22 protein-coding genes are annotated in these 17,133 nt (G+C 37.1%); 3 read left to right on the top strand and 19 right to left on the bottom strand.

What is annotated here, in order from left to right; genetic code table 11:
* From CVP05_RS09675 to CVP05_RS09660, 4 genes are all read right to left on the bottom strand, one after another.
* A complete protein-coding gene (locus tag CVP05_RS09675; protein WP_100289367.1) occupies positions 1-774 on the bottom strand; it encodes a hypothetical protein in 774 nt (257 codons plus the stop codon).
* Complete coding sequence (locus CVP05_RS09670) at positions 753-1,511, bottom strand: TIGR03759 family integrating conjugative element protein (RefSeq protein WP_100289366.1); 759 nt, start codon at positions 1,509-1,511, stop codon at positions 753-755. Before CVP05_RS09670 ends, CVP05_RS09675 begins: the two co-directional genes overlap by 22 nt.
* A complete protein-coding gene (gene pilL2, locus CVP05_RS09665) occupies positions 1,504-2,151 on the bottom strand; it encodes a PFGI-1 class ICE element type IV pilus protein PilL2 (RefSeq protein WP_100289365.1) in 648 nt (215 codons plus the stop codon). Before pilL2 ends, CVP05_RS09670 begins: the two co-directional genes overlap by 8 nt.
* Positions 2,152-2,328: 177 nt before the next feature.
* Positions 2,329-2,595: a PcfJ domain-containing protein gene (locus CVP05_RS09660; RefSeq protein WP_479928751.1), complete on the bottom strand. Its 267-nt coding sequence runs from the start codon at positions 2,593-2,595 to the stop codon at positions 2,329-2,331.
* 17 nt (positions 2,596-2,612) lie between these two features.
* Between CVP05_RS09660 and CVP05_RS09655 the strand changes: the two genes are divergently transcribed.
* Positions 2,613-2,864, top strand: coding sequence for a hypothetical protein (locus CVP05_RS09655; RefSeq protein ID WP_100289364.1), 252 nt, complete (start codon positions 2,613-2,615; stop codon positions 2,862-2,864).
* Positions 2,865-2,907: 43 nt separating this feature from the next.
* On the opposite strand, the gene CVP05_RS09650 is transcribed toward CVP05_RS09655, so the two are convergent.
* Entirely contained in the window at positions 2,908-3,864 is a 957-nt protein-coding gene (locus CVP05_RS09650; protein WP_100289363.1) for a GlxA family transcriptional regulator, read from the bottom strand.
* 114 nt (positions 3,865-3,978) lie between these two features.
* Between CVP05_RS09650 and CVP05_RS09645 the strand changes: the two genes are divergently transcribed.
* Positions 3,979-4,824 carry an MBL fold metallo-hydrolase gene (locus CVP05_RS09645; RefSeq protein WP_100289362.1) on the top strand — a complete coding sequence of 282 codons (846 nt, stop codon included), beginning with the start codon at positions 3,979-3,981 and terminating at the stop codon, positions 4,822-4,824.
* A gap of 57 nt (positions 4,825-4,881) precedes the next feature.
* On the opposite strand, the gene CVP05_RS09640 is transcribed toward CVP05_RS09645, so the two are convergent.
* Positions 4,882-5,769 (bottom strand): LysR family transcriptional regulator, encoded by an 888-nt coding sequence (locus CVP05_RS09640; RefSeq protein ID WP_100289361.1) that lies wholly within the window; start codon positions 5,767-5,769, stop codon positions 4,882-4,884.
* Between the two features lie 17 nt (positions 5,770-5,786).
* Positions 5,787-6,149, bottom strand: coding sequence for a hypothetical protein (locus CVP05_RS09635; RefSeq protein WP_165773149.1), 363 nt, complete (start codon positions 6,147-6,149; stop codon positions 5,787-5,789).
* A gap of 40 nt (positions 6,150-6,189) precedes the next feature.
* Between CVP05_RS09635 and CVP05_RS09630 the strand changes: the two genes are divergently transcribed.
* Positions 6,190-6,579 carry a DDE-type integrase/transposase/recombinase gene (locus CVP05_RS09630; protein ID WP_243389231.1) on the top strand — a complete coding sequence of 130 codons (390 nt, stop codon included), beginning with the start codon at positions 6,190-6,192 and terminating at the stop codon, positions 6,577-6,579.
* Positions 6,580-6,692: 113 nt separating this feature from the next.
* On the opposite strand, the gene CVP05_RS09625 is transcribed toward CVP05_RS09630, so the two are convergent.
* The 12 genes from CVP05_RS09625 to CVP05_RS09570 all read right to left on the bottom strand — a co-directional run bounded on the left by CVP05_RS09625 (position 6,693) and on the right by CVP05_RS09570 (position 17,126).
* Positions 6,693-7,010, bottom strand: coding sequence for a hypothetical protein (locus tag CVP05_RS09625; RefSeq protein WP_100289358.1), 318 nt, complete (start codon positions 7,008-7,010; stop codon positions 6,693-6,695).
* A gap of 71 nt (positions 7,011-7,081) precedes the next feature.
* Entirely contained in the window at positions 7,082-7,417 is a 336-nt protein-coding gene (locus tag CVP05_RS09620; protein WP_100289357.1) for a hypothetical protein, read from the bottom strand.
* A 60-nt stretch (positions 7,418-7,477) separates the two neighbouring features.
* Positions 7,478-7,915: an STY4534 family ICE replication protein gene (locus CVP05_RS09615; RefSeq protein ID WP_100289356.1), complete on the bottom strand. Its 438-nt coding sequence runs from the start codon at positions 7,913-7,915 to the stop codon at positions 7,478-7,480.
* Between the two features lie 757 nt (positions 7,916-8,672).
* Positions 8,673-10,703 carry a DNA topoisomerase III gene (locus CVP05_RS09610; protein ID WP_100289355.1) on the bottom strand — a complete coding sequence of 677 codons (2,031 nt, stop codon included), beginning with the start codon at positions 10,701-10,703 and terminating at the stop codon, positions 8,673-8,675.
* A 168-nt stretch (positions 10,704-10,871) separates the two neighbouring features.
* Positions 10,872-11,351 (bottom strand): hypothetical protein, encoded by a 480-nt coding sequence (locus CVP05_RS09605; protein ID WP_100289354.1) that lies wholly within the window; start codon positions 11,349-11,351, stop codon positions 10,872-10,874.
* Between the two features lie 51 nt (positions 11,352-11,402).
* Positions 11,403-12,533, bottom strand: a complete 1,131-nt coding sequence (locus CVP05_RS09600) for a DUF3800 domain-containing protein (protein WP_100289353.1) — start codon at positions 12,531-12,533, stop codon at positions 11,403-11,405.
* Between the two features lie 105 nt (positions 12,534-12,638).
* Positions 12,639-13,112 (bottom strand): single-stranded DNA-binding protein, encoded by a 474-nt coding sequence (gene ssb / locus CVP05_RS09595; protein ID WP_100289352.1) that lies wholly within the window; start codon positions 13,110-13,112, stop codon positions 12,639-12,641.
* Positions 13,113-13,229: 117 nt separating this feature from the next.
* Positions 13,230-13,613, bottom strand: coding sequence for a hypothetical protein (locus CVP05_RS09590; protein WP_100289351.1), 384 nt, complete (start codon positions 13,611-13,613; stop codon positions 13,230-13,232).
* 146 nt (positions 13,614-13,759) lie between these two features.
* Positions 13,760-14,263: a DUF3158 family protein gene (locus CVP05_RS09585; protein WP_100289350.1), complete on the bottom strand. Its 504-nt coding sequence runs from the start codon at positions 14,261-14,263 to the stop codon at positions 13,760-13,762.
* 44 nt (positions 14,264-14,307) lie between these two features.
* Complete coding sequence (locus tag CVP05_RS09580; protein WP_100289349.1) at positions 14,308-15,069, bottom strand: PFL_4669 family integrating conjugative element protein; 762 nt, start codon at positions 15,067-15,069, stop codon at positions 14,308-14,310.
* Between the two features lie 143 nt (positions 15,070-15,212).
* On the bottom strand, positions 15,213-16,427 hold the full coding sequence (locus CVP05_RS09575) for an STY4528 family pathogenicity island replication protein (protein WP_100289348.1): 1,215 nt from the start codon (positions 16,425-16,427) through the stop codon (positions 15,213-15,215).
* 147 nt (positions 16,428-16,574) lie between these two features.
* Positions 16,575-17,126, bottom strand: coding sequence for a DUF2857 domain-containing protein (locus CVP05_RS09570; RefSeq protein WP_100289347.1), 552 nt, complete (start codon positions 17,124-17,126; stop codon positions 16,575-16,577).
* Positions 17,127-17,133: the final 7 nt, after the last annotated feature.

The raw sequence follows: 17,133 nt of genomic DNA, 5'->3' as shown, positions 1-17,133 counted from the left end.
TTACATTTTTGTCGGATTAATCCACGTTATTTGAGAATCCGATGGTTCAATCCAAATAAGAGGCGAATGATTGACCGCACTTTTCTGAACTACAGAGTGTGATGCCGCTAACGTTGTTTGCGATTTTTGAGTCATACGAGGTTCAGCCCACACTATTTCCGTTTGATTTTTTGATAGAGGCATAAAATTAGCAATAGATTTATGGCTACTATACCTTCCCTTTTGATAAGCGATGAATTGCTTTACCGACATTCCACGCTTCATCCCATTACGTCGCATATTACGAATATCTTCAGGTGTAGAACGCCCTAGAATGGCACGATGCAACCCCTCTAATCCGATATTATGAGCCATATACAAATTTTCATCTGTTATAGGAATCCCCCGAAGTTGAAATTGCTCAGCATTCCATCTAGCAAGTAATGCCGTCGCTAATGTATTTATACGTTTATGATGACGAGGATCAAGCCGAGTACCTTGAATTGATGGTGTAATTAATTGCATACCAATCTCACGTCCACGCTCTGTTTGAGACAACCAATTCCATGTATCTCGGGTAAATTGTCCAACTCCAATTGGACCTGTTGGAGAAACTTTACCGTACCAACCATCTTCCATTTTTACTAATCCTCTCAACATTACTTCACTGATTTGATATCGTTGAGCTGCTTCGTGAATATAGCGATCAATATCTCGCCCAAATCCATTAAATGCGTGAACAGGGTTGCATAGTAGTGGAATAAAAATACCGACTAATAAACGAGAGACTGCCATTGACCATCCTCTTCAATTTGAAATGCTGCCGGCATTTTCCCTTTTGCATAGTGTAACCAATATCCACTATCGTGATTTAATGTTATTAAACGTTGCTTAACCTTCACTGGATCGATTTGATGTTTTTTCGCCCATTCTCGGATAGCATTATCATTACCATTTACACCTACAACGTAAATATCTACAGGTGTTTTATTACCCACATGAGAAAGCATTCGACTCACATCTGACTCACATCGAGTACAATTATCTAAACGAGTAAAATAAACAACTCTTCCAACAGATTGTGAAATATGAGGTTCAACTTCAAACGGTAGTTCATTTGGATATAATTTAGCGAATGCTTTATCATAAGCACGCTGAAAAGCGAGTTCCCTTTCTACTCGATCATACATTTTACGAGCTAATAATTCCGCATAACGAGTCCGCTCTTCTTCCGTTTTAGCTTCAATTCCTAATGCAGTCAGTGGATCAAGATTAGGCGACCATACTCCACGTTCTCCTTGTTGTAGTTTTATGTAACGTTGCCATTCTTCTGTCGTTAATCCCCATTCCTGAGCTTTTTGTTTTAGTTCTATTTGCTCTAAAGTTTTTGTATCAATGTTTTTTTCAATTGTAGTTGTACGATTGGAAACATCCGAAATTAATTGACTACTATTACTTGATAAACTGGCGCTGGTACTAATTGAGATCCCCAGTAATGTGAAAAAAGATAATTTTGTTAATTTATTATTCATTGATCACCTCTGTTTTCGTTGTTGTTGAAATGATCTCCAAACGTTTCTTTTCTATTTCAACTGGTCTTTCTCTAGTTTTAAAACAAACAGTTCGAGTAATATCATTTAAAGTAACGTAGTAAGCAGGACCTGCGAGCATTTGTAATGCTTCACGTAATTTGATAGGTCCAAATTGGTGATGTATTTTCGGTAATGGTAAAGAAAACAATGAAGATGTCTGATTAAATGCTGAACCATAGCACAGATTTAGCCCCGTACCCGCTAATGTTGTTTTTAACCCTTGCTCTACGGTTGCTGTCATTGGGCGATTTTTTTTCGGCGTCATATTGACTGTTACCATTTGCTCTAATAAATACTTTTGCCCATCCTCTGGCGAGGTATTAACGAGCGTGTAACGTCCTTGGCGAATAACCTGTGTATTAGCTTCATCAGTATACTGATAAATATCTGGTACAATAGTTTGCTCTATAACAATAGGAATAGATTTATTTGAATCTTCAACGATAATATCTGCTGTAGGTAATGGATAAGTTTCAACTGTCGATAATGTTTCTTGTGTTTGACGTTGAGCACATCCAGTTAAAGCAATACATAAGATACTGCTAATTGAAAAAGAGATATATGTTTTTATTTTCTTCATTTTTCTTCCCCAAAGTAAAAGGTTAAAACCTGTTGTACTATGGAGAAGATAATCAGGAAGTGGAATAATTTTTTATTTAAGCAACCCAAATAATTATTATCTTTTATCAACAACTCATTTATTGATTGCTATTGAGAATTAGACAGAATTTTTTTGCGATACGTTTAAGGTAAGGCGTTACAGGTTGATTACAAATCCCTCGATGTTGCTCAATCTGCCACTTATTTTTTTAATATTTCTAGATAGTCCGAGAGTGGAATAATGCACTTTTATTTTACTCTCATTCTGTTCAAGATATTTGACTGAAAATGCAAGATATTTTCCCTCATAGCACAAATCTGTATAGGTAAAAATGCAATGTTGCATTCGTTGTCCTTCTTCATACAAGGCTTGACCATAGGTGAGTGCGGTAAATTCTATATTATCAATTTTATAATAAGGCAAAGGACACGCCCAAGATTTTGATAACTGCTTTTGATGCCACTCATCTTCACAGCGACGTTGTTCTTCTAAAATTTGCTGATGCCACTGGTTGCTTCGATTTACAAGGTGTTCCCACGTCGGAGGTATGGCAACCTAACGGCTATATGGTAGCGTGGTTCTTATACACCTTAAATGGCGATAATCAGGCAAAACAAGTCTTTGTGGGGCAAAATGCCGAGATTAAGAAAAATGCAAATTGGCAAAATGTGCAGATGAAAGGTTTGAATTAATTATGACTAAAACGCTCTTTTCTCAATGGGGAAACAGCGTTTTTTACGTTTCAGGCGGTCTGAAAACTCCCCCAAACGTCTTCCGCCATTGATTAGGGCTCACTTGATACTTCGCTTTGAAATGTTCCCGAAAACTGACCGCACTTTGAAAGCCGATTTCGGCGGCGATCTGTTCAATACTCAAATGGGTGCTTTCCAGCAACGTCAGGCTTTTTTGTAGCCGTTCGGCGATTAGCCATTGGGTTAAACTCGTGCCGGTGGCTTTTTGGAAATGGCGAGTGAAGGTGCGGCGGCTCATTGCCAGCTGTTCGGCAAGATCGTCAATGCGGTAGCAAGCGGTCGGATTTTCCCGAATTTTTGCAAGTAGCTGATTGATATTGCGATCACTGGTTTTGGTGGGAACAGGCGTGTCGATAAATTGCGCCTGACTGCCTTCCCGATGGGGCGGAACGACCATTATCCGTGCGATTTTATTTGCAATCTGGCTGCCATAAAACTTGCGTACAATGTACAAACAGCAATCCAAACTCGCCGCTGTGCCTGCGGACGTGATGATATTTTCATCGTCCACATACAAGGCGTTGTTGTCCAACTTCACTTGCGGAAAACGGCGGGCAAAATCGCTTTCGCCTGCCCAATGGGTCGCCGCTTTTTTGCCGTTCAACACACCGCTATACGCCAACGCATAAGTGCCGTAACACAAGCCGACCAAAATTTTGCCTCGGCTGTATGCCGTCTGTAACGCCTGTTGCAACTCGTCGCTCGGCGGTTCGTGGATATCGTGCCAGCCAGCTACAATCAGTATATCCATTTCCAACGCACGTTCCAAACCGCCGTCAAAAGCAAGAGAAAGCGAGCCTGTTCTGTGCGGTTCAGTGTTCAACACAAACAGCTCAAACAGTTTCTGCTCGGGCAATAAGTCGCTGAAAATCAGGTGGGGAACGGAAAAATGAAACAATTTGACTTCAGGGTGAAAGAGTAATCCGATTTTAATAGACATAATATTTTCCTTTTTATTTGACCCAATTCTTTCGTTTATTGGCATAAAAGTCAATTTTTTGTCATCAAGATTTTCGGCAAAATAGACACATTCAAACAGCAAAAGGAAAACAAAATGAAATTTAAATCACTACTTTTAACTCTCGGATTAAGCACCGCTCTTTCAGCTCAAGCTTTAGAATATCAGCATATCCGCAATGCTACGGCAAAAATCAGCTACGGCAATGCGACCTTTTTAGTCGATCCTTATTTGGCAGAACAAGGGGCGTATGAAGGCTTTGCCGGCACAATCAACAGCCAAAAACGCAATCCGTTAATCGCAATGGCACAGCCTGCAAGCGATGTGATTAAAGGCATTGATGCGGTAATCGTTACCCACACCCACGATGACCATTGGGACAAAGCCGCACAAGAATTACTGCCGAAAAATATTCCCGTGTTCGTGCAAAATGCAGGCGATGCCAAAACCATTCGCTCACAAGGCTTTACTGATGTGCGTGTGGTGGGTGCTAATACTGAATTTAACGGCGTGAAATTAAGCCGAGTAAAAGGAGGTCAGCACGGCACGGATCAGATGTATGCCTTGCCACAACTCGCCGAATTATTAGGCGATGCAATGGGCGTTGTGTTCCAAGCGGATAACGAAAAAACACTCTATATTATGGGCGATACCATTTGGAATAAACCCGTTGAACAAGCCCTTGCAGACTACCAACCGCAAGTGATTGTGATGAACACGGGCGAAGCAAAATTGGAAGGAATAGACGGCGGGATCATTATGGGCAAAGCCGATGTTGCAAAAGCCTATCAAGTTGCCCCGAAAGCGAACATCATCACCGTGCATATGGACGCAGTTAATCACGGCACGGTAACAAGCGAGCAAATGCGTGAGTTTGTAAAATCACAAGGCTTAGAAAAGCGTGTGGCAGTGCCGAAAGAGAGTGAAGTGTTGAAGTATTAGGAATTTGCACTCGCAAATTTTGATCAACCGATGGCGGCTAAAGGCCGCTGTCGGATATTACCCCCTTAAACTCTCCACCAACGCCTTCAACAACGGCGAATTTTCACGGCGGTTAGGGTAATAAAGATGAAAGCCTTCGTAATGTTTGTTCCACTCACGCAAAATCGGCACAAGCTCACCGCTTGCGATATGGTCTTCTACCAGATGATATGGCATCCACATCACACCGACACCAGACAAACAAGCGTTGATCAAAATGCTATTGGTGTTAGCAATAAACCGTCCTTGCGGTTGGATTTTTACCGTTTCTTGACTGGTTGGATCGGTAAACGCCCAATCCAAAATACCGCCGTTGATGGGCAGGCGAAGTTGTAAGCATTGATGATTTGCCAGCTCTTCAGGCGTTTTAGGCTCGCCATATTGGGCTAAATAGGCAGGGCTTGCCACGGTGCACATCGCTAGATCATCAGAAATTCTAACCGCAATCATATCTTTTTCCACATCGCTACCTAAGCGAATACTGGCATCAAACTGCTCGGCGACAATATCGATAAAACGGGTATCGCCCGACAGTTCCAAATTCACCGAAGGATAAGCGTTGAGAAAGCGGTCAAATTTTTCCCACAACACGCTAAAGGTTAATTCGGTGGCGTTAATCCGCAACGTGCCACGCAACTCACCTAAAAATGTGCCAAGTTCGTCAATTTCTCGGTCAATACCTTCAAATAACGGCAATAATCGCTGATAAAGCTGTTCGCCAGCTTCGGTGGTGGAAATACTGCGCGTGGTGCGGTGAAACAGTTTGATTTTCAACCGCTCTTCAATGCCACGAATGGCATAAGACACCGCCGACTGCGACACGCCTAACTGTGCACCAGCCTTGGTAAAACTGCCCGTGCGTGCTACCACTAGAAAAGTTCGTAGGTCGTTAAGGTTTTCTTTCATTGTGTTGCCTATGTTGATTAAAAAAACATTCCTTGAAGAATAGAGATTGATGTTCCAATAAAAGAACAAATAATCCCCAACATAAAAATCTTTAAGGTGCGATGATAATAGGCATCAACGGCTTCTTTCTGTTCAGGAAGGCGGTTATTTAAAATGCGGTAGAGCGCAATAATCAGCAAGGTAATGCCGATAAAAAAGCCGATTGCCACCACAAAATCGCTTTTTTGAATAGTTGGCTCAGTCGCCCACTTACCTAAATAAGCCAACACAAAACCTAAAATAATCCGATTGCCGTTACCATCGGGGCTCGGTAGTTGTTGATATTGTTTTCTATTGGTTTGTTGTTTTCCATTTGATGCGTCCTTTTGTGGTGATACCACTTACGTGAAAGTCAATGGGGTGTGCTGCTATTTGGCTATAGTGATTAATCTGCGTAATCGACAGTTGATAGGTTGGAAAATGAGCCGCCATCATGATGCTCAATTGGTAGTCGATGCATTAAATCAAGCTATGTTGCGGGTGAAACCGACAACGACCATGTTGTTTCATTCCGATCAGGGAAGTATTTACGGTAGTAAGTTGTTTACTGAATGTGTGCAAAAACATGGCTTGGTGCAAAGTATGAGTCGCCGAGGTAACTGTTGGGATAATGCCCCAACCGATCGTTGGTTTAGAAGTTTTAAATATGAATGGATGTTGGAAAATTATCCGTCATTTGAAAGTTCGGTATCGGACGTGAAAGAGTACATTATGTATTATAATTATGCTCGCCCACATCAGTATCTTGATGGGTTCACTCCGATTATTTAAAAACAACCTATTGGGGACTGAAAAATTTGTTGACCACTACAAATACCACCCATAAGGGAAATATTCCCCTATGGGTAAAAAGAGTAATATAGTAAGGTGGCTTTATTATCTTCCTATAACGAACGATATGCAGGAGCAGAGCGACCAAATTTTTGTTTGTAGTAATGATAGAGTGTATTCCACACCATATCTTCACCACAGCCACTAATTTTAATCGTATCGCTTCCTAATGTTGTTACTACAGGAAGGTTGAGTTCATCAGCAATCACTTCACTGATATTTTCAATTTCGCCATCAAGTACGATATAAAATGCAATTTCCCGACTTAGTCCATTTTTAGCTACTTTTTTGATTGAAGCATAAATTTGTGGACGATAATCGGAAAGCTCACATTCAATCTCTTTTAGTTTATTCAATAAATAAGGTTTCATAGTGTTTCTCCAAAATAAAGGGAACACACTATGCCCATAGGGAATAATATGTTCCCTATGGGATGAAGTAGTTAAATGATGGTTGAATATTTTTTCGCAAAAAGTCTTTGTAAAGCATTTATAGCTTGTTTCATAAACAACCAGATAAAATCGAACCAAGAAAGTTTTTTCATTTCGAGATAGATTTTTTGTTCAAATTGCTCTTGGGTTAATCCATTGCTATCTAATTGAATATAAAGTTCAATATACGCAATATTTTCAAACCATTTATTTAGTTTTGTTGCAACAATTTCAATTGCTTGAAAAAGCGTAAATGGTCGCCACAAGATAATTACCAGAAAGGTAATTAAAACAACTGGAATTAAGATTAAATTGATAAGTGAATTAAAAATATGAGTTAATTTCATTAATAGGATCTCCTAAAAGAAAGGCTAACAATAATAAATTTGTTAGCCTAATATGAAAGTTTATGCTTGTGGTGAATCTGAATTAGCGTGAGCTTGTTCAGAGTACACTAATTGTCCATCAACTTTGATAGTTTTTATACGAATTAAACGTCCTTTTAAAGTAACGCCGGTATCACCTTTCTTATGTTCTTTACCATCCTTTTGGTAGGTAAAAGTATCAAACCAAAGGTCTGACATCACAAAAGAAATTAATACTTTTTTCTTCTCATTCACAGCATCTTGACAACGTTTAACCAAGCGCTCTGTTTCTTCTCCTTTAACATTGCAGTTAAAAAAACGGTACTCTGGCTTAGAAGAATCTCCAACTAATGCAGCAATATCGCAAGAATAGAACAGAGAACCCTTTTTAGGTTCAACTAAACGAATATTGTTCAGATAACCAATGCCAGTAGTATGAATGTTAAAGAAGTTTTTTTGAGTAGAAGTTTGAGTAGTCATAATGTTTTCTCCAAAGTAAAAAAGCGGAGAAACATCTCTACCCAACACGGGAAAAATGTTTCCCGCTGAGGGTTAAAATTAATTGAGATAAGGCGGCATTCCTGTTAAACAGAGTCATCTTTCTGAATGCTAATGACGTTTCGGCTGGTTGAACACAACTACCACATCGGGCTAGTCCGTTGCTATTTCAAGCGTTCTGCAACTTTTAAGGGCTACAAGGTAGCGACTTAATAATGAGATTTAATATGAATCTAAAACTTATTCATAGTAAAAATTAAATACTAAAATTGAATAATTTATTTGTAAAAATAAATAAGCCACTAATGAATATATTCACTAATGGCTTATTTACTTTTTAGATAATAATCTGAAAAAATGATTTTAACTATTTGACCAACATAATTGATATATGAAACCATTATATCTTCGTTACAATATTTGGATTTCATTTTCTCATTTACTCAGCTACATTGTGGTCTTTAGCTGATATAACTGTGGCATCTCAATTGATACAAAGGGCACCCATTTTTTCACCAGCGGGCTCTGGATTAAGATGAAATTGCAAATCATTGCTAAGTTTAAATAAAACTTTAATTAAATTTTATTTAAACTTAGCAATAACCACGATGTAAATAAAAAGTTGAAATGGCACTCCTGTATAAAACAGAACCCTCTTTCTGAGTGCTAAGGGTATTTCGGCTGGTGCATTGATAACCGACAATGCAAACGGCTTTTTAGGTAAAACATTATACCATATCTATTTGATTATTTGATGTAAATTTGCAAACTGTTGAGCTAGATTTACGGATGATTTCTTATTAGCAGATTTTTTCTTTGTCATTGACTCTACACACTTACAATTTGGATAACCTGTACACCCCCAAAACTCACCTTTTTCACCTTTAATTTTCCTTAAAGGCTTGCTACACTGTGGGCATTTCTTGATTTCAATATTTTTCATATTAAGTCCTTGATGTCCACAATTTTGGATTAAATGGCGAATAAACTGTTCTTGCTTTTGCATGAATTCAGATAGTGTCATTCGATTTTCTGCGATGTTATTAAGTGCCTGTTCCCACAATGCAGTTAAGCCAGGATCTTTTAACGCCGTTGGTAAGTTATCTATTAACATTACCCCTGCAGGTGTCGCTATAATGGATTTACCTTTTTTCTTAATATAACCACGTTTATATAGGGTTTCTAAAATGTTTGCTCGAGTTGCTTCTGTTCCCAATCCTTCTGTTTCTCGTAGTTGCTTTTTAAGACGCTCATCTGTTACAAAACGAGCAACATTAACCATCGCAGTAACTAACGTTCCTTCAGTATAATGGCTAGGCGGTGACGTTTTGAGCGATTTCACTTCAGTATTAACAACTTTTAACGTTTGTCCTTCAGTAACAATAGGCAATTTTTGCTTATCTGCATTATCTTCCTGAGCTGATTTACTAAATAGTATTTTCCAACCTGAGGCAATAATGACTTGCCCTTTAGCTACCAAGTTCTGTCCACGACTAGACAATGTAATCATGGTCTTATCTGTTTCAAAATGTGGTAAAAATTGAGCTAAATAACGACGGCGGATTAAATCATAAACTTTAAACTCATTTTCATCCATTTTACTAATATCTACACAAGCAGTTGTCGGAATAATACCGTGGTGTGCGGTAATTTTCTTATCATTCCAGGCTCTTGATTTTTGAGATAAATTTAATTCTGAATAAATGGACGATAAAGCATTATCTGCTTTTATCACACTTTCAATTACCTGTGGCACTTCTAGCAATTGTGATTCGGGTAAGTAACCACAATCTGTACGGGGATAAGTCGTTGCTTTATGCTTTTCATACAAAGACTGAGCAATATCCAATACTTGCTGAGTACCTAAATCATACAAGCGATTACATTCACTTTGTAAATCACTTAATGCAAACAGCAGTGGAGGACCTTCTTTTTCTCGTTTAGTTTCGATATTTTTAACTTGTACTTGACCCGATTGACGAATACTTGTATCAGCTTTTTGAATCACACTCATATCTAAACAACGACCATCTTCATCACAATATTGCTCAGGAACAATTAAAGTTGCACCAAACTGTTCTAAGTTGGATGTCGTCACTTGGACAGTTAAAGCATAATGTGATTTAGGAGTAAAATTCGCAATCTCTTTATCTCGATTAACAACAAGTGCTAATGTTGGACTCTGTACTCGTCCAACAGAAAGGGGAGGACCTTGATAGCCTTTTTGTTGTGCCAGTAGTGTAAACATCCGACTAAAATTCATCCCAATCAACCAGTCTGCCCGACTACGGGCAAGCCCAGCATAATAAAGCGAAATGGTTTCCTCATTTGTTTTAAGCTGACTTAATGCTTTTCGAATACTAGGTTCATCTAATGCATTAATCCATAGACGTTGAATGGGACCTTTATACCCAACCATATCTAATATTTCCCGAGCAATCGTTTCTCCCTCTCTATCAATATCTGTTGAAATAACAACAGACTTAGCTTTTTTAAGTAATGAAGTCACTGCCTTATATTCTTTTTTAGTATCAACCTTAGGATAAACCTGCCATTGAGAAGGAATAATTGGTAGCGTATCCAGTCGCCACTCTTTAAATATCGAATCATATTGTTCAGGTGAAAATTGTTCAACTAGATGCCCTCTTGCCCATGTTACGACAGTATGCCCATCTGGTGTCAATAAACATCCTTCACCTTTTTGAGTAGCGCCTAGTAATTTTGCAATATCACGTGCCTGGCTAGGCTTTTCACATAAATAAAGCTTCATAGTAACAAAACTCCTAATTTTGTATCTAATCTTTATTACAAATCTCTAAGAAGTTTTTATCATACGCAAAGCAGGAATAATTACAGCTCCAAATTCTAATTATGCTAGAAACAAAAAAGCCCAGTACACTTACTGGGCAGCACTTATAAAAGAGCAAGAAATGAAAAACTATTTAATGGCTTTTAAAATCTCTGCTTTAGTTTGGTTAGCAAATTCTTGAGAACCTTTTATTTTCCAATAAACAATTGAATTTCTACCTTCTTTTTCAATAGTTACATCTACATAATATTGTCCATCTCTACCGAAAGAGTCAGCCATTCGATAATAAACACCAGGTGTTTTTTCATGTACATAACCACCTTGAGCAAGAGCACTTTTTTTCCATTTACAGTTATTATCTGATACTGGATCACATTTAAGCATTTCTTCCATTGTTTCAAAACCGACATTGCGTTTTATTCGAACATAGAGTGTATCAATATCTCGTTTTGATGTTACTTTGTCTTCGAATTTATGATTGTCTACATTCATAATTTTATTAACTTCACCGGCCCAACTACCGACTTTTTGGTTAATAGCGGATAATTCTGCACACCCAGCTAATAAAGATACGACTATAGTAACCATTAAAGTGTATGAAAATTTCATAAAAAACTCCTTTAAAGCTAAACAGTATCATGTATCAAAGATTTTGCATACCTATTTAATAACAAACGGTTTTCTTCTCTCTTCTACTAATTGCCCAAACATTCTTCCTTTCTCCAACTCCAATTCTGATGGTTCAGGAAGATCAGAAAACCATTTGCTCCATCGCTGTGATATAGATGCTAAAGATATTTCATCAAATAAAATATCCTCACATTTATTTGCAAAAAATTCTATCAATGGCTTTGCAAGTTTCTTATTTTCGTACAAGCGCTGACAAATCCATAAATAAATGTCTACTAATTGTAGACCAATGCTATCTTCACTTGATTTATAATCTATATCTATCAGTGGCATTATTGATAAATCCATACTTGGCATATGGGGAGCGATTTGTAACGGTGCATCAGTATTATTTCTTATATTCTGATATAGTTTAGTAATCCAATCTTGAGCTTTATTAAATTCGGATTGTATATCAACAGTAATTTTTTCCACTTTCATTTTTTTCATTGTCAATCTATGACATATAGTAAAAATTGCTGTTTGAAAAGATATAATATTAGGCGAAATTTGGAGTTTATTCTCTTTACTATAAACATTATAGCCTATAACTGATGGATTCTTAATCACCCACTTTATCGCATCTAAAATAATCTCTATTGAACGTTCATCTGACAATGAATTAATTTTACATAAAAGTGTTTCACAAATATTGATTAATTCCTGCTGTGCCTGTTCTGAATTGATGTTTATCCTAGTTTCCCAAGCTCTCTTTGCTAAATTACGATCAAATAAAGTAGAAACTATTAATAATAAAGGATATCGTAGAGGTGTCCAGTAAGCAGTCCAAGGTACTGCAGGATTAACCCCTTGATCAAAAACCTGATCAAAAAAACTAATAATTGCAAAATCTTCTTTTTTTAATGAACAAAAATCAAAATTGATTTTATATTTATTATGTATTTCCTCCAACTCATTGATTATTCTTACTAACTCCTTATTACCCAAATTATTTGCGTGTAATTCTGTGACAGACAATTTATTTTTTAACGCTATAATATCTTTCTTTGCTACATCATCTAAATTAAATTCTGAACTTAGTATCCCATAATATAAATTAGGCTGTCCTACATCAAAAAGGTTTAACCCTGAATTCCCACTCTCATCTATATAAAAGTACATACTAGCACCACCTTTCAATCAGCTAAATACATCTCTTCCGTTACAATTTAAACAGAAAAATGCTATGGATTAGATTTTAACAAAATGGAGGGTTAAACTCATCTTTTACATGTAACTCAGAACGGTTGTTTCTATATCATCATCAAAATTATTTAACGGTGGCTCAGATCGAATTGGTGCAGTATTTGTTTGATTTGACTGAGTTGTACCCGTGTGCGTATATGGCAAGCCATTTCCTTGACTATTACGACTATCCAACATTTGCATTATCTCACCAATAATTTCCGTGGTATAACGATCTTGCCCATTTTGGTCTTGCCATTTTCGGGTACGTAAACGACCTTCTACATATACTTTTGAGCCTTTATGTAAATATTGCCCAACAACTTCTGCTGTACGGCGATAGAACACAATACGATGCCATTCAGTAACTTCACGACGCTCTCCAGTTGTTTTATCGGTCCAACTTTCACTTGTTGCAACACTGATATTTGCAACAGCCTCACCATTTGGCATAGTACGCAATTCAGGTTCATTACCAAGATGTCCGACAATAATGACTTTATTGATGCCTGCCATTGTATTTACTCCTTCAATGAATTAAGTTAGGCTTATTAAACTTGATTCAAACAAAGAAAAAAGTATTTAATTAAAATCTCATACAAATGAATTTTACACAGGTAGATTTAAAACCAATCATATAAGTTTATTTTCGCTAAGCCCTCCCCAAAAAGCCAACCAATGCGAGGGATTACTGGATGGTTCAATACCATATTTTATTCGGTATAATTGCTTAATTATTCGCTCACTTTCTTGAATAAGTGTTTTCATTTCTTCATCACTTTCATTACTGTCATACCACGCTTGATAACGTTCGTTATGGAGTTGATATTCATATAGAATAGCAATATTTAATCGCATCAACTCTATTACATTGATAAAATCAGTAGCTTTCTGATTCGCTATACTGCCATCTGTTTTTCCTAGAATCACAGCTTTTTCTTTCAAGTTAGAAAGAAGCTCTTTAAAGTTACCTGATTCTAGTGCTAGATTAAATTCATCTATCATCTTGTGTTCCATTACTCGCTCCTTAATGATAAAGGTATTTTCTTCGTTAAGGTAAGGGGCTTGTCCCCTTACCTTTAAAAGGCCTTTTGTGTCCAGAGATTACAAACTTTAAAAATCCAATGGTTACAAATCTAAAAATCCAACGGTTACAAACTTACTTAATTTACTGTTTGACGATTATATTCTTGCTCAATATCAATTTGCTTTTCGATGACTTCTGATAATTGTTTCAGCATTGAATTCAGTACAGACATTTGCATATTCAAAACTAGCCGCTCTTTTTCCATTTGAGTAACTCGTTTCTTTGCTGCTATAGAAATATTGCTGTCATCAATTAATGCTTTCCAAATTAGCCCGCCTTTAGGTTGTTTTTTAAGACCTAAAGTAGTACGCCAACGTAAAAAATGCCCACCTGAAGAAGATGCTTTATCTTGTATAAGGCGAAAACCTAATGCCTTAGTTACATCATGACTCTTTAGTTTATCTACGATTGCTTGATGTTGTTGAATTAAATGTTCTCTCACTTGATAAAGCGAAAGCTGTAATTGTTCACATTCATCAACACTCTTAAGTTCACTGAAAAACTGTTTAAAAACTATATTAAGTGGTGTATGTATCGCAAGATCACGGTACATATTATCTAAAATTAATTCACTTTCCATCTTTCTTGCTTACCTAACAACTGTGCCATACTTACGAATTACGTTTACTCTGAGCCATTCTCAATCAATCCATCATCTTCTTTTGATTCTGGACCAGTTTCAATTTGCTGCGTATTTTTTATTACTGGTGCAAAATTAGCACGATGTTCACCAGATAGCATTTCAGGTGATAACTCATATTTCATTCGTTTAATTGCGGCTTTATAACGGGCATTATTCTCTGCCGCATCACGACGAGTAATACCAGAATGTCGGTAATTTTCAACAATCCCGAAGCATTGACGGATTAATTTTGCCCCAGCTTCAATCCAATCTGCGGCTTCCTTACGAGTCATTAATGCAATATGTGCAGCAGCCATTACCGAACAAGCTAGTTCATCAAATTTAAGGAAAAGAAATACTAATTGATAACCTAATTGCGAATTGAAAGTAAGTGAGTAACGTGCAGGGGCAATACTTACACTGTTTTCCATATGGAAAGAGGCTGGAATTTGCTCTTTATAAATATAATCAACTTTATCTATGATCTTCTGAATTTCACGGCGGTATTCCAATACCTTATCTTCAAAACGTAGCAAATAATCATCAGCGTAAGGATCATCATTCATTGCTGCTTTCTGAATCTGACTAAGCATACTTAGACAAGTTGGCATACTAATGATGCCTGCACGAGTAATTCGACCTTCTTCATTGCGAATAGGTAAACGGCCTACCCATAATTTAGAAGCGTGGTGCGTATTAATTGTAATCTCAGGCGTGCTACGTAATGGACCTGGTTTTTGATTTTGAATATCAATAGTTGTCATTATTAAACTCCTTACATAGTGATTAAATTCTGTACTCTGTCCAGCCCCTGGACAGTGATTAAATTCTGTACTCTGTCCAGTCCCTGGGCAGTGATTAAATTTTGTACTTTGCAGAACCCTTCTACAGTATTCAGATTTTGTTCTTAATGTAGAAATTGCTCTCTAAAATTCCGAATCATCTCCGCTCGGGCTTGTCGTTCTTGTATTGTTGGCACAGATTTCAACGATGCTTGTTCTGGCACATTGGTTTGAGTATTAGTAATAGCTGGATTTAATTGACTTAAATGTTGCTCAAGCAAATAAGGATTAAATTCACCCAAGTGTGCCTTTTTCACTAGGCTTAACAAATATCCCTGCGGCTTTTTAATATTCCCTTTAGCAAGACGTTGTTCTGCTTCAAACAAAATAGCTTGGCATAAACCGAGGTCAAGCCCTTCCATTGATTTTGCTATTGTTTGCTTTTCAAATTGACTCAGTTTTAATGACCAATCAATTTCTTCAGCTTTACCTGTACAGTACTTATTTATAAATACAGTACTGTACTTGTACTGCATATTTACAGAGTTCCCTGATGGAACTGAGTCTAAAATCAATGAGTTAGCGTGTTTTTCTGAGCTAAGTTCCTTATTGGAACGCTGTGAAATTTGACTAAGTTCCTTTATGGAACTCGGTAAAAAATCTGTTTTGGGGCTGAGTTCCGTATGATCAGAACTTAGTTCCCTATTGGAACTTAGCAAATTTTGCTGAATAGTATCTAAATTTAAATGACCAAAATCAGCGTTTTTTTGATTTTCAATTCGAGAACAATAATCTTGGTAGCGTGCTTTCATCCAATCAATATGTGAAACATAATGCCATTGAGTTTTATCTGCCAAGATATTATCAACGATGTGAAGAGCAACACTACGTACAGTAGTATCCTTATGCTTAGTTGCCGAATACAATAACTTAAGATAATCTTCATTTAGTTGAATAGCATCTAGAATAGGGATGGGCTCATCGTGGAGTAAATAAACATTACCCTTAACCTGCCCAAGATCATTTCGCAATGTTTCGCATAAAGTTAGCCAGCGAGTAAGACGTAGCAACAATAATGTTTGGCTTACAGTTTTACGAGATAAATTCCCATCAGCATAGGGTTTATCTGAAAGCAATTTCCCTAATACCTCATAAGATGGGAATAATCCCCCCTGAAACTCTCTTGCTTTATGCTTAATTAACTGCCAGGCAAATTTTGCTCGTGGAGTTAGGTAAGGATCATAAAGCAATCGAGTCGGAACAGTTTCATGTTGATTACCGAAAAAGAGCAATCCTTGTTCTGTTTTTGAAGTCGTTGCAATTTGTTCAAAAATAGTCATATTAATTCTCCAAAGCCTTTGTTTAATTTTCCATTGTTTTGGCTTGGTATTTCGCTATAATGCATTTGCATTTACAAGAAGAGTGCAATTGGGCAAACCACAAAGCCCAATCCCCAAAAGTGCTACTCACGCTTTTGGGGATTCTTTTTATTTTTTGTGCCTATACCAAGGCTCAACAGTACGCCAAATAGCCGTTAAATTGATATGTGTTTCTTCTGCAAACAACATTAGCAATTCTAATCCCTCCATTGATTCTAAGTTCTGAATACTACTTTTATGCTGACACCATAATTCCCATAAAATATTTTTTTGTTCATCTGTGGTTGTTGCTTTTCGCCCCGCTTCTTCACGAATCCCTAATAAACTTCGTCTAGCAGACACTTTAGTGGTACTGAGACCAAAATAGGTGTTGAGCATTTGTATTGAAGCACCAAGTAATAGTGCTCGATCAATGATCATTCTCTCTTGTGTATTAACTTGTGCAACCTTTACCATTTTCCAAAATGCAACGTGATCAATATTAATTGCAGCAATCGGAACTTTTGATTGAGCAATATCATAAATCTCATCAATATTAAGTTGCTGAATAATACTCAGTTCAGCAGTTGAGAAGCCAAGATGATGACAAGTATTCACATTTCCTTCTCGGATATTATTAACAAGATGATCCAAAATGACTTTATTAAGATTATCAAGCATAGAAACT

This window comes from Conservatibacter flavescens, assembly GCF_002795425.1.
In the GTDB taxonomy this organism is placed as follows: Bacteria; Pseudomonadota; Gammaproteobacteria; order Enterobacterales; family Pasteurellaceae; genus Conservatibacter; species Conservatibacter flavescens.
The sequence above is the reverse complement of the archived record's forward strand: the minus strand, read 5'-3'. Positions and strand labels throughout refer to the sequence as shown.